Source organism: Epilithonimonas zeae, assembly GCF_023278365.1.
In the GTDB taxonomy this organism is placed as follows: Bacteria; Bacteroidota; Bacteroidia; order Flavobacteriales; family Weeksellaceae; genus Epilithonimonas; species Epilithonimonas zeae_A.
In genome coordinates this window covers 2,632,484-2,645,499 of the sequence record NZ_CP075338.1, presented here as the reverse complement: position 1 = coordinate 2,645,499, position 13,016 = coordinate 2,632,484, and the positions used below count along the sequence as shown (strand labels likewise).

General features: G+C 35.7%; 12 protein-coding genes. 9 read left to right on the top strand and 3 right to left on the bottom strand.

The window, feature by feature from the left end:
• Positions 1 to 27: 27 nt before the first annotated feature.
• The 4 genes from KI430_RS11895 (at position 28) to pckA (ending at position 5,859) form a co-directional block, all read left to right on the top strand.
• Entirely contained in the window at positions 28 to 2,034 is a 2,007-nt protein-coding gene (locus KI430_RS11895; protein WP_248875069.1) for a LysM peptidoglycan-binding domain-containing protein, read from the top strand.
• Between the two features lie 153 nt (positions 2,035 to 2,187).
• Positions 2,188 to 3,063, top strand: coding sequence for an ACP S-malonyltransferase (fabD, locus tag KI430_RS11890; RefSeq protein WP_248875067.1), 876 nt, complete (start codon positions 2,188 to 2,190; stop codon positions 3,061 to 3,063).
• 161 nt (positions 3,064 to 3,224) lie between these two features.
• Positions 3,225 to 4,127 (top strand): GYDIA family GHMP kinase, encoded by a 903-nt coding sequence (locus tag KI430_RS11885; protein ID WP_248875065.1) that lies wholly within the window; start codon positions 3,225 to 3,227, stop codon positions 4,125 to 4,127.
• A gap of 118 nt (positions 4,128 to 4,245) precedes the next feature.
• Positions 4,246 to 5,859, top strand: coding sequence for a phosphoenolpyruvate carboxykinase (ATP) (gene pckA, locus KI430_RS11880; protein WP_248875063.1), 1,614 nt, complete (start codon positions 4,246 to 4,248; stop codon positions 5,857 to 5,859).
• Positions 5,860 to 5,933: 74 nt separating this feature from the next.
• On the opposite strand, the gene KI430_RS11875 is transcribed toward pckA, so the two are convergent.
• Positions 5,934 to 6,689, bottom strand: a complete 756-nt coding sequence (locus tag KI430_RS11875; protein ID WP_248875061.1) for a hypothetical protein — start codon at positions 6,687 to 6,689, stop codon at positions 5,934 to 5,936.
• Between the two features lie 12 nt (positions 6,690 to 6,701).
• Entirely contained in the window at positions 6,702 to 7,340 is a 639-nt protein-coding gene (locus tag KI430_RS11870) for an MBL fold metallo-hydrolase (protein WP_248875059.1), read from the bottom strand.
• A gap of 45 nt (positions 7,341 to 7,385) precedes the next feature.
• On the opposite strand from KI430_RS11870, the gene KI430_RS11865 reads away from it, so the two are divergent.
• The 3 genes from KI430_RS11865 (at position 7,386) to KI430_RS11855 (ending at position 9,481) form a co-directional block, all read left to right on the top strand.
• On the top strand, positions 7,386 to 8,597 hold the full coding sequence (locus tag KI430_RS11865; protein ID WP_248875058.1) for a DUF5103 domain-containing protein: 1,212 nt from the start codon (positions 7,386 to 7,388) through the stop codon (positions 8,595 to 8,597).
• 13 nt (positions 8,598 to 8,610) lie between these two features.
• Positions 8,611 to 9,120 carry a hypothetical protein gene (locus KI430_RS11860; protein ID WP_248875056.1) on the top strand — a complete coding sequence of 170 codons (510 nt, stop codon included), beginning with the start codon at positions 8,611 to 8,613 and terminating at the stop codon, positions 9,118 to 9,120.
• Between the two features lie 67 nt (positions 9,121 to 9,187).
• A complete protein-coding gene (locus tag KI430_RS11855; protein ID WP_248875054.1) occupies positions 9,188 to 9,481 on the top strand; it encodes a GNAT family N-acetyltransferase in 294 nt (97 codons plus the stop codon).
• Positions 9,482 to 9,557: 76 nt separating this feature from the next.
• Here KI430_RS11855 and rho read toward each other — a convergent pair whose 3' ends face one another.
• Positions 9,558 to 11,336: a transcription termination factor Rho gene (gene rho, locus KI430_RS11850; RefSeq protein ID WP_248875052.1), complete on the bottom strand. Its 1,779-nt coding sequence runs from the start codon at positions 11,334 to 11,336 to the stop codon at positions 9,558 to 9,560.
• Between the two features lie 173 nt (positions 11,337 to 11,509).
• Between rho and KI430_RS11845 the strand changes: the two genes are divergently transcribed.
• Entirely contained in the window at positions 11,510 to 11,899 is a 390-nt protein-coding gene (locus tag KI430_RS11845; protein WP_248875050.1) for a DUF4293 family protein, read from the top strand.
• A gap of 142 nt (positions 11,900 to 12,041) precedes the next feature.
• Complete coding sequence (locus KI430_RS11840; protein ID WP_248875048.1) at positions 12,042 to 12,968, top strand: M28 family metallopeptidase; 927 nt, start codon at positions 12,042 to 12,044, stop codon at positions 12,966 to 12,968.
• The last annotated feature ends 48 nt before the right edge of the window (positions 12,969 to 13,016 follow it).

The window sequence follows — 13,016 nt, the reverse complement described above, 5'->3', positions numbered from 1 at the left end:
TATTTTTGTAACCATATAAAGAAAAGGATGATTAAAAAGATTTTCATTTTATCGGGACTTATCAGCTTTTTGGGGCTTTCTGCGCAGAAAACCCACACCGTTTTAGCTAAGGAAACGCCTTATGGGATTTCCAAACAATATGGTTTGACGGTAGATGAATTGTATCGGATGAATCCTTCCGCAAAAGATAATGGGCTGAAAATCGGCGATGTTATCGTTGTTTCAAAAGGAGGCAGCGGTACAAAAGCTGTATCTTCAACGCCAGCAACTGCAACTTCTGTGTCTAAAACAGAAAAAACAGGAACCATTACCTTACAGCCAAAGCAAACAATTTACGGAATCACAAAACAGTATCAGATTTCTGAGGCAGACCTTAGAAAACTAAACCCTGAATTAGATTCTCATATGAAAATCGGGGACAAAATTACTTTGCCATTAGATAATATCCAGAAATTTGGTGGTTCTGTGCCTGCAGCAGCAGTTGTTCAGACTACAACAACCACAACAGAAAAACCGGCTGAAGTAAAAACAGTAACTAAAACTGAAACTACTTCTCCAGATAAAGGTTTATACGTTGTTCAGGCAAAAGATAATTATTATAAAATATCGAGACAATTCAACCTAACACAAAAGCAATTATTTGCTTTGAATCCAGGATTGGAAACAACAGGTTTGAAACCAGGCGAAGCGATTAGAGTTTCTGGTTCAGATTCTGTTGCAACTTCTTCTAATAATTCTATCAAGGTTGAAGATAACTTTCAAAGTAATACTACATCGGCTCCGGTGACGGAAACAACAAGACAGACTACGGTTTCCGAACCTGTGAAAAACTCGTCAAACACAGCTTTTTCAGAAGATGATTATGTAACTTACACAGTTCAAAATGGCGATACAATGTTCAGTATTATGAACAGATTCAATGTAACGTTGGACCAATTGATTAGCCTTAATCCAAATCTTGCCGATGGTTTGAAAGCCGGGATGACTTTGAAAATCAAGAAGCAAGATCCGATGTATTCTAAAAAAGCAGGTGATGTTTTGAGTGTTGTTTTGATGTTGCCTTTCGGGTTTGATGCTAATGATGCAAAGTACAGAACAATGTCTATGGATTTCTTGACAGGCGCCAAATTAGCAGCTGAGAGAAATGCAACCAACGGACAAAAACTGGACATCAAAGTTGTAGACGCCGGAAATGAAACGACTTTCAAAAACAGTCTTTCTCAACTGAATCCTGATAATACGGATTTGATTGTCGGACCTTTTTTCAAATCAAGTGTTCTTGAAGTTTTAAGATTCGTCAATGATAAAAAAATTCCTGTCGTTGCGCCATTCGCAAATTCAGAGGACCTTTTTGATTACAGCAATTTGATTATCATCGAAACTGAAAATTCAGTTTATTCGGACAGAATCGTGAAAGAAGTTGGTCAGGTTTATCAAGACCAAAAAATCTACATTGTTTCAGATAATTCCAAAGCAAACGCCAATGCAATTAAAGCCGGATTGGAAAAATCGTTATCAAAACCAAATGTAGTTATCGTTAATTCTTCATCAGAAATTCAGCTGGAAAATAATATGATGACTGGACAATCGGTTCCTGTGATTGCCATTCTTGCGGACGATGACGAGTCTGCAGGTGCGGCTTTTGCTTCCAAAATCATTAATCTTGGAAAACAGACAGAAGGTGTAAAAGCATTCAGTATGTTCTACAGTCCAAGTTTTGAGAAAAATGTGGATGACCTTTCAAAAGCGAGTTTGGTTTATCTGATGGATAGAAAAATCAATTATGACGGAGATTTCGAAAAAGAAATTCTTGCTGCCTACAAAGCAAAATACTGCAAAACACCTTCAAAATATGCGGTAATCGGTTTCGATGTGATGAATGATATGCTAACGAGAGAAAATAAAAAAGGAGAAATTTTCAAACAAATTGGCAAATCGCAAACGCAACTCGCTACAAAATTCGAGTTTGTAAAAGCAAAACCAAACGGCGCTTATATCAACAACGGCTACAGAGTTGTGAGATTGATGCAGTAATATAGTTGATAAGCGATGAATGATAATTGATTCAAGATTCGCTATTTCAATTATTTTGTAGCTCAAGCATTCAAAATATTAGTATTAGAATAAAATTTTTAAAACATTGATGAATCAATTATTTATAATTCATCAATTATCATTTATAAATATATGAAAGCACTTGTATTTCCTGGGCAGGGTTCACAGTTTGTCGGGATGGGAAAAGAATTGTACGATTCCCGAAAAGACGTGAAAGATCTGATGGATTCTGCCAATGATATTCTTGGTTTTGATATTGTCTCAGTAATGTTCAATGGGACAGACGAAGACCTTAAAAAAACCAGCGTAACTCAACCAGCTATTTTCCTGCACTCGGTTGCTGCTGTAAAAGTAGCTAACGGTTTGGGCGCAGAAATGGTTGCCGGACATTCTTTAGGAGAATTTTCTGCTTTGGTTGCCAACGGCGTTTTATCTTTCGAAGACGGACTGAGGTTAGTTTCTGAAAGAGCACAAGCAATGCAGATGGCTTGTGATATCAACCCAAGTTCTATGGCTGCAATTCTTGGTCTGGAAGATGCAAAGGTTGAAGAAATCTGTGCAGAAATCGAGGGAATCGTAGTTCCTGCCAATTATAACTGTCCTGGACAATTGGTAATTTCCGGAGAAACAGCGTCTGTAGAAAAAGCTTGTGAAGCTTTGAAAGCGGCTGGCGCAAAGAGAGCTTTATTATTGCCTGTTAACGGCGCTTTCCATTCGCCATTGATGATGCCTGCTCAAGAGAGATTGGCAGCGGCGATTGAAAAAACGAATTTCCGTAAAGCAACAATTCCGGTTTATCAGAATATCACGACAACTGCAGTTTCTGACCCAGAAGAAATCAAGAAAAATTTGATTGCTCAGTTGACTGGTCCTGTAAAATGGACTCAGAGTGTTCAAAATATGATAAAAGACGGTGCAACTAATTTTATAGAAGTTGGACCCGGAAAAACACTTCAAGGTTTGATTAAGAAAATCAATCCGGAAGTAACGGTTGCTTCTGCAATCTAAGAATAGAATTTTTAGAGCAGCTTAATCCGCCTGTAGTTTATCCTGAGCGAAGTCGAAGGGCTCCCAATCTTTTTAATTTTTAGCAAAAAAGCAAAAAGGATTTCCGCTCAAGTCGGGCTGCATAAGATTCTACGTTTAAAATAAATTAAAATAATCAACAAATGAACAGGATATTTTCACCAGGCAAGTTAATGCTTACCTCAGAATATGTTGCTGTTGATGGCGCTCTTGTCTTGGCTGTTCCAACAAAGCTGGGACAAGAGCTTTTTTATACAGAGAATGAAAACCAGAAGTCATTGATTGTTTGGGAAGCTTATCATCAGAATCAATTATGGCTCAAAGCTGTTATCAATTATAAAAATTGGGAAATCTTCGAAACCAATGATTCCAAAGCTTCGGAGTTCATTCTTAAAACACTCAAAAATGTTCAGAATCTTTCTGATACCAAACTAAAAAGTGATACTTCTTATCACATCAAAACCAATCTCCAGTTTCCTTCAGACTTCGGCTTAGGAAGCAGTTCTACCTTGATGAATAATCTTGCAGAGTGGGCAAATATCGATGCTTTTATTCTGAACGAAATCAGTTTAGGCGGAAGTGGTTATGACGTTGCTGTTGCCAAAGAAAAATCTGCAGTTCTCTACAGCCGTTTTCCGGAAAGGACTTATCATAAAATTGATTTCAATCCGAGTTTTAAAAATGAACTGATTTTCATTCATCTCAATCAAAAACAAGATACGAGAGAAGGGATTTCTCATTACAAGTCTAAGCCAACTTCAACGGAATTAATCAATGACTATTCTAAATTAACCAAAATGATTGTCAATAGTCAAAATTTGGAAGAATTTTCAGAATTAATGACAATTCACGAGCAAAAACTGTCTGATTTTCTCGGAATCCCAACTGTAAAAGAAAAATATTTCCAAAATTGCCTGAGCTTTGTCAAAAGTTTGGGAGCTTGGGGTGGAGATTTCGTTCTTGCGTCCAAATTTGGAGATTATGAAAGCTATTTCAAAAAGCAAGGTTTCTCCAAAATATTTCCTTGGTCAGATTTAATTAATTGATTATTAACTAATTATAAATTTTATTTTAACTGATGAATGTCAGTTTATAAAAACTTTGATAATTCGCTGATATTTTTACATTTGTCGCAACACCTTTAATCTTCAAAAAAAATTAAAAATGGACAAGTTAAAATCTTATCTTGAACGTCAAGGTATTTTCAATCCGAAAGAAATCATCCACAATCCAACTTACGAAGAAATTTTTCAGGCGGAAATGGATCCGAATAATTCCGGATTTGCTAAAGGCGTTTTGACAAAGTCGGGAGCTGTGGCTGTAAAAACGGGAATTTTTACCGGCAGGTCTCCAAAAGACAGATATATTGTAAAAGACAATATCACTCAGGATACGATTTGGTGGGACGGCAATATCAATCGTCCAACTACAGTCGAAGTTTTTGATGAGTTAAAAGACATCGTTACCAAAGACCTTTCCGGCGACAGAATCTACGTTATTGATACATTTTGTGGTTCTAATGAGGATACAAGACTGAAAGTGAGGTTCGTGACAAAAGTGGCCTGGCAAGCTCATTTTGTGATGAATATGTTTATTCGTCCTTCTCATTATGACCTTCAAAATTATGGCGAGCCGGATTTTGTAGTGATTAATTCTTCCGAATCTGTCAATCCAAATTGGGAACAACACGGACTTAATTCTGAAGTTTTTGTAATGTTCGATTTGACTAAGAAAATGCAGATTATCGGTGGAACTTGGTACGGCGGAGAAATGAAAAAAGGGATGTTTGCAATAATGAATTATTACCTTCCTTTGAAAGGAATGGCTTCTATGCATTGTTCAGCAAACGTAGGTGAGGACGGCGATGTAGCGGTTTTCTTTGGACTTTCCGGAACAGGTAAAACAACGCTTTCTGCAGACCCAAAACGTTATCTGATTGGTGATGACGAGCACGGTTGGGATAACAACGGTGTTTTCAATTACGAAGGTGGTTGCTACGCAAAAGTAATTGACTTGAGTAAAGAAAAAGAACCGGATATCTATGGTGCAATCAGAAGAGATGCATTATTGGAAAATGTGGTTACGGACGACGAAGGGAATGTAGATTATGCTGATGGTTCGATTACGGAAAATACAAGAGTTTCCTATCCAATTTATCATATCAGCAAAATTGTTCTGCCTTCCAAAGCTGGTCACGCGAGTAAAATCATTTATTTGTCGGCTGATGCATTCGGTGTTTTGCCTCCGGTTTCTATCCTGACAGACCAACAAGCGCAATACCATTTCCTTTGCGGATATACATCAAAATTAGCAGGAACAGAACGCGGTATCACAGAACCGACACCTTCTTTTTCACCGGCATTTGGAGAAGCATTTTTGACATTGCATCCAACGATGTATTCCAAAACGTTGATTGGAAAAATGAAGGAGCACGGCGCGAAAGCTTATTTGGTAAATACAGGCTGGAACGGAACTGGAAAGAGAATTTCTCTTAAAGATACCAGAGCGATTATCGATGCTATTATTGATGGAAGCATTGATAAAGCAGCAACTAATAAAGTACCTGTAATGAATTTGGAATTCCCTGTTGCATTACCAAATGTTTCTGAAAACATCTTGGATCCAAGAGATACTTATGAGAATAATTCTGATTGGGAAGCTAAGGCTAAAGATTTAGCGGCGAGATATATCAAGTATTTTGAGCAATTTACAGATAATGACGAAGCTCTGGAATTGGTTTCTTCGGGACCGATTTTATCAAAGGTTCATCAGGATTAAAAATAGAAACGCTTCCAATTTTGGAAGCGTTTTTTTATTAATGGGCTTCGAGAGCCTCAGCCTGACAACATAAACTATTGTATCAATTTTCCGTCTTGTTGTAGGATAACTTTATTGTTTTGTTCAACGGTCAAATCGATTTCCGGTGCATCTTTTTCGCCAATAATTCCTCTGTAAATAATGTAACTGAACTCGCCTTTTTTGAAAGTAATGGTATGATTACCGCCGCTTCCTTCCATTCTGATTTCACCATTAGTCAGAATCAAATCGGGTTTTGTAGATTCTTTTTTGCCTGATTTCCAAGAGGCATAACGGTATTTCCCATTGCTCAATTCATCAATTCTAATCAAATAACTTTTAGTTGTCAATTTATAAACTGGCGATTTATATTGTCTCAAAGTGGAAAATAGATTTTTCTTTTCGTTAACAATAATGGTATTTTTTTGATTTGTTTCGAATGGACTTTGATAATTCAGTGCTGTAATTCTTCCATTTGTATCAATCCACAAATCTCCATTATCAAGCATTATTCCTCGCCAGCCAACTTCTGACCATTGCTCAATTTTGGAATTTGAAATTTTATTAATGATTTTCGCATCAAAAATCTGATTGAATCTCTTCTTGAAATCAGCCTCGTTTTTGACATCAGGAATTGGATATTCTCGTCTCAGAGGATAATTAACGATTTTAGTAATTCCGTCAATATTTTTAGTCTGAAATAACTTAATTACTTTCTGAATGTTCTCTGTTTTAGTTTTATCCAGCTTTTCGTTTTGAGAAAATACAACACTGGAAATCAATAAAAAGAAAAATAAAATCTTGTATTTCATAACTAATCAAATTTATTTAAGAAAAGGATTATGCTCTTTTTCAAAACCAATCGATGTCGGTTCTCCGTGTCCGCTGTAAACTTTTGTATTTTCTTGCAAAGTCAGTAATTTACTTTTAATACTTGAAATTAATTGGTTATAATCGCCTTTGTGAAGGTCGGTTCTTCCAATGCTCATCATAAAAAGCGCATCGCCAGAAATTACAAATCCATTATTTTCATTATAAAATGCAACAGTTCCCGGCGAATGTCCCGGAACGTCGAAAATTTCAATGGTTTCAGAACCTAAGTTTAATTTATCACCTTCTTTAATATGCTGAATTTCCCCTTTGAAAGCAGGAAAGAAAAAGCCATAATTTTTAGCAGTGAAAGAAGCTCTGTCAAGAATTTCCATCTCATCAGAATGAATAAAAACCGGAACATCAAAAGTATCATAAGCCCATTGCAAGCCAATAATATGATCAATATGAGCGTGCGTCAACAGAATATTTTTGATGTTGAGTTCATTTGTTTTGATGAAACTGTGCAAAGTTTCGGTTTCGGCTTCGGGCATATTTCCCGGATCTATAAGAAAAGCCTCCTTTTCATCGTTATAAATAACGTATGTATTCTCAGAAAACGGGTTAAATGCAAAGGATTTTACATGCAACATTCTTTTTATTTTAGATGTAAAAATATAAAACATTAACTTAGCAAGATGAAGGTAATTAAACTATTTTTTCTTTTTTTAAGTGCAATTTCTTTTGGACAGGAAATCAAAAGTATCCAAATCTTTAATCCTAAAACCAATGATGAAACGCCGGTTATTGCTCAAGGTGGACAATTGATTTTAAGATTTGATGATTTGTCCAACAGCAGCCAGTTGTACAGATACACTTACAAACATTACAACAAGAATTGGGAAGAAGACGGTTTGTTTTTTACCGAATTTGCGAATGGAAGTATGAATGCTTTAATTGAGAATTTTCAATATTCTTTCAATACTTATCAGAAATATACGCACTACGAACTAGCTTTCCCGAATGAGAAAATTCAGCCAAAAATCTCTGGAAATTATGAGATTATCGTTTACAAAGATTCTCAGGAAAAACCTTTGTTTACAAAACGATTTTGTATCTATGAAGACGGAGCGAATTTGGGAATCAATGTTACAAGATTTATTGATGCTAAAAATCCCAACCTGAAACAAAGGATTGAAATTCAGGCGATCGGTAATGGTTCCGGAATTACCAATAATCTGTCATCGCTTTCATTAAGTGTTATTCAGAATAACAATTGGGATATTGCTTTGAAAAATCTTCGTCCAAGTTCTACAATGGGAAACCAACTTTTATTTCAACAATTGAATTTAGCTTTTCCGGGAAATAATGAATTCTATTATTTTGATAATAAAGTGATAAACCAAGCTCTCGATATGGTTGCTAATACGGAAAATATCGATGGAAGAAATTACACTTATCTTCATCCGGTTTGGGCTTATCCGGGAGATTATCAGTACCAGCCGGACGTGAATGGTGCTTTTTATTTCCGTAGAAATGATTTGGGAATCGAAAGAAATGCGGACAGAGAAGCGGATTATTCCTGGGTTTATTTTGCTTTAGATAGTCAGAAATCGGATAAGGAATTCTACGTTCTTGGGATGTTTAATGATTATAAAGCCGATAAAACCAGCCAAATGCAATATGACGAAAAAGCTCAAAAATATATTGCTAAAATTTATCTGAAGCAAGGTTTTTACAGTTACATCATCGCAACAAAAGGAGCAGACGGAAAACTGAATTATGGCGAAGTGAACGGGAATTTTTGGCAAACAGAAAACCTTTACCAGGCATTCTTATACTACACACCTTTTGGTAGAAATTTTGATGGCTTGATTGGTTATGGAGAATTCCGAACTCCTGTAAGATAATTTTTCTGAATTAATGAAAATCTCAAGAGAAAATCTTAGCTATCTCTTTTATTGGATAATTATCTTTATCGTAGCTGGTTCAATGATTGTTTATGGAGTAGCTAAACCACTTCAATTTCAACGCATTGACGGTGATGATAATCCTAATTTATCAGAAGGTCACAAATTAATGTGGTCGTTCTATTCTTATTCACTAGTTTATCCAATAGTCATTGGTGTTTTCGAAGTTTTAGGTGGCGTTTGTTTATTGATGAATCGGACTAGGATTTTCGGATGTATTTTGTTAACGATAATTCTTTCGAATATCATTATTCAGGATTATATTTATGATATAGTAGCCTTGAATTCAGCAATATATTATCAGGCTTTGGTTTTTATCATATTAATCTTTGATTATAATAAAGTCAAAAAAATATTTGAAGAATTATTTAAAACCAATACAAGGAAAAGAAACCTTGCTTTGATACTGATTGCTTTTATGATTTCGATTGTATTGAAATATTTTGAAACTAAAATAATTTAACATTCTGTTTATTATTAATTCAGATTTTTTGGAATAATTTTAGCTAATAACTTCAAAACAAATTTTTATGGAACTTCTTTTCGAAAATAAAAAGTCTGGGAATGGTGGATTTATTACAATGAAAAATCATCAGGAAGAGATCGGAAGGTTGACCTATACTATTGTTCCTGAACTTAAAAAATTAATCGTGAGTTATGTTATGGTTTTTCCAAAATTTGAAGGAAAAGGATTGGGAAAAACTTTGGTAGAGAAATCGGTAGAATTTGCCAGAAAAAATGGATGGACGATAAAAGCGCATTGCTCTTATGCCCACGCAGTTCTAAGCAGAAAACCAGATGTAGAAGACGTCTTCGTCGCTTAAAGATAAATTTATTACCTTGGTAATACTAAAGTTACGGCTCGCAATTGCGAGCCGAGCTTTTTTTATTTAATCCAAATTATCTGTTCATAGACATCAGGAATTCCTCATTATTTCTAGTGCCTTTGATTTGTTTTTGAACAAATTCCATAGCTTCCAAAGGATTCATATCAGCCAGATATTTTCTCATAATCCACATACGTTGCTGTGTCGCTTCGTCCATCAAAAGATCATCTCTTCTAGTACTGGAAGCCACTAAATCTACAGCCGGATAAATACGTTTATTAGCAATCTTTCTATCCAATTGCAATTCCATATTTCCGGTTCCTTTGAACTCTTCGAAGATTACTTCGTCCATTTTGGAACCTGTATCAATCAAAGCAGTTGCGATAATTGTTAAAGAACCTCCATTTTCGATTTTTCTAGCCGCTCCGAAGAAACGTTTTGGTCTATGAAGGGCGTTTGCATCCACACCTCCGGAAAGGATTTTTCCAGAAGCCGGCGTTACCGTATTATAAGCTCTTGCCAAACGTGTGATAGAGTCCAAAAGAATGACAACATCGTGACCACATTCTACCATTCTTTGCGCTTTTGATAAAACCAAATTAGCAACTTTTACGTGCTTATCAGCCGCTTCATCAAAAGTCGAAGCAATAACCTCCGCATTTACGCTTCTCTGCATATCCGTAACTTCCTCCGGTCTTTCATCGATTAGAAGAACCATCATATAAGCTTCTGGATGATTGGCAGAAATGGCGTTGGCGATATCTTTTAGTAAAATTGTTTTACCGGTTTTTGGTTGTGCAACAATCATTGCTCTTTGTCCTTTTCCGATTGGCGCAAACAAGTCTACAATTCTTGTAGAAAGTGTAGAGTTTTTACCCGCCAGATTGAATTTTTCCTGAGGGAAAAGCGGTGTCAGATATTCAAAGGCAACTCTGTCTTTGATGAAAGCTAAATCTCTTCCGTTAACTTCTGTAGGTTTCTGAAGCGAGAAATATTTTTCGCCTTCTTTTGGCAGTCTCACGATTCCTTTTACGGTGTCTCCGGTCTTCAAACCATAATTTCTGATTTGATTGGTAGAAACGTAAACGTCGTCTGGAGAAGAGATATAACTGAAATCTGAAGAACGAAGGAATCCGTAGTTATCCGGAAGAATTTCCAAAACACCTTCTATCGTTACAATTCCATCAAAGTTAAATTCCTTCTTTGGAGCTGGAGCTTCGTGCTGTTGTGCCTCAGATTGTTCTTTATGATTGTTGTGTTGTTGGGAATTGGGATTTTGTGTTTTTTGCTGACCTCTGTTATTATTGGTCTTTTGCTGATGCTGCGGATTGTTTTGCTGCTTAGGCTGTTGCTTTTGTTGAGGCTTTCTTTCCTCTTGCTCAGGCTTTTCATCAGTCTTTGGGGTTGTTTCGTCAGTCGAAACTGGAGTTGTAGAAACTTGTTCTTCTGTCTGCGCTGGAGTGATTCTCGCTCTAGGTGTCTTTTTCTTTGGAGGATTGGGAGCTTTCGCTTCTTCCTTCACAACCGCCGCAGGAGCTTCCTCTGTGACAGCAATAACAGGAGTTTCTGCTGGAACTGAGTTTTCTTCTTTCGGTTTCTCTGCGGGCTTCCTGCCTCTTTTCTTTGCAGGAGCTGCGTTTTCCGTAGAATTCTCTTCTGTTTTTTTCGTCATATTCTCTTGAGTAGCGTTAAGATAATCTTTAATGATTTTTGGATTAGAAGCCTGATAGTCCAGAATTGCGAAAACAGTGTCTTCCGGAGAGCTTTTCTTTGCCAATTTAACGCCTAAATCTTTAGAAAGTTGAGCCAATTCCTCATCGGATTTTGACCGTAGCGTTTCAATATTAAACATATAAATACGTAAAAGGTAATTTTTATTTGTGTATAAGTAAGAATGAAAACCAGGAGGTTATCATTTTTATTGAGTGATTACAATGCAAATCTACATTAATTTTTGAATTACGCAAAAATTATTTTATTTTTGCAATCTATTTTAACCTTTTTTATAAAGGATTTATAATAAATATGTTACAAAGAATACAAACCATCTGGATTATCTTGTCTGTTCTAGGAGCAGTGTTCCTTAATCTTACAGCGCAGGATTTGGATATATTGGGTGGCAGCCTGACAATCAATGTTTCTACTGTTATATTGATATTAATAGGATTGCTAAGTGTTTTTAGTTTCAAAAACAGAAAAAGACAAATATTGCTGAATAACCTCAGCCTTATTATAAACGCTTTGTTGGTTGGTCTTTTGATTTACTGGTTACTAAATTTATCCGGAGGAATTCAGTTTCCTGAGAAGGGTATTGAGCCAATTTTTCCATTTATTTCGGTGATATGTTTGCTTTTAGCAAATGTTTACATCAGAAAAGATGAGAGGCTCGTAAAATCTGTAGACAGACTTCGATAGGCTTACGACGATTTTTTTGAGTGAGAACAGCTTCCTTTTGGAAGCTGTTTTTTATTGGTAAGAATTATATCTTTAACTTTAGAGCATTAGTAACAAAAAGTATAATTATGGTACTTATAATTCTTAATAAATCAATTTAACTATGAAAAAAGTGATCTCCATTGTTTTAATTGCTCAATCGTTTCTGTCTTTTGCTCAGGATATTTCCAAAGAAAGAATTGTAAATATTGTTTCGACTTTAGCTTCAGACGAAATGAAAGGCAGAAAGTTCGGAACACCAGAAAATGATAAAGCGGCAGAATACATCGCTCAGGAATTCAAAAAAAATAATTTAGATTATTGTGTTGGCGATTCTTATCTGATTCAATTCGAATATAAAGGACAAAAAGGTTATAATGTTTGTGGAGTTAAGAAAGGAAAATCGGAACAAAGTTTGGCTTATTCGGCTCATTTTGATCATATTGGGACCAATAATAAAGCAGGTGATAACATCTATAACGGCGCTGATGACGATGCAAGTGGAGTAGCTACAGTAATCGGTTTGGCAGATTATTTCAAAGATAAAAAGACAGATTATTCAATGGTTTTTATGGCTTTCAATGCAGAAGAGATTGGATTGATTGGTTCAAAAGCTTTGGCGGAAAATGAAAAATTGAATCCAGTTTTCAATAATATCAAAGCACTTTTCAATTTTGAAATGTTGGCAACGGAATCTCAATTTGGTAAGAATGCAGTTTTCATGACGGGCGACGAGTTTTCAGATTTTGATGAATTGATTAATACTAATGCAGTCAACGGTTTGAAAGTTTATCCTGACCCATATCAAGGTCAGCAATTGTTTTACCGTTCAGACAATGTGAATTTCGTCAAAAAGAAAATCATTGCACATTCTATTTCAACCGTTGATATGAACAAGGCTTTTCATTATCACGCTGTGAATGACGATATTAATATTGTAGATGCCGATAATTTGACGAATATCATCAACAACTTCGCAAAAACAATCGAAAAACTGAATACCAAAAACTTCATCCCCAAATACAATGACAAAGTAAAATACGATTTCTAACGTCTTCATAAGCTAAGCTATTTATTTTCCGTAATTTTGCATTTCCAA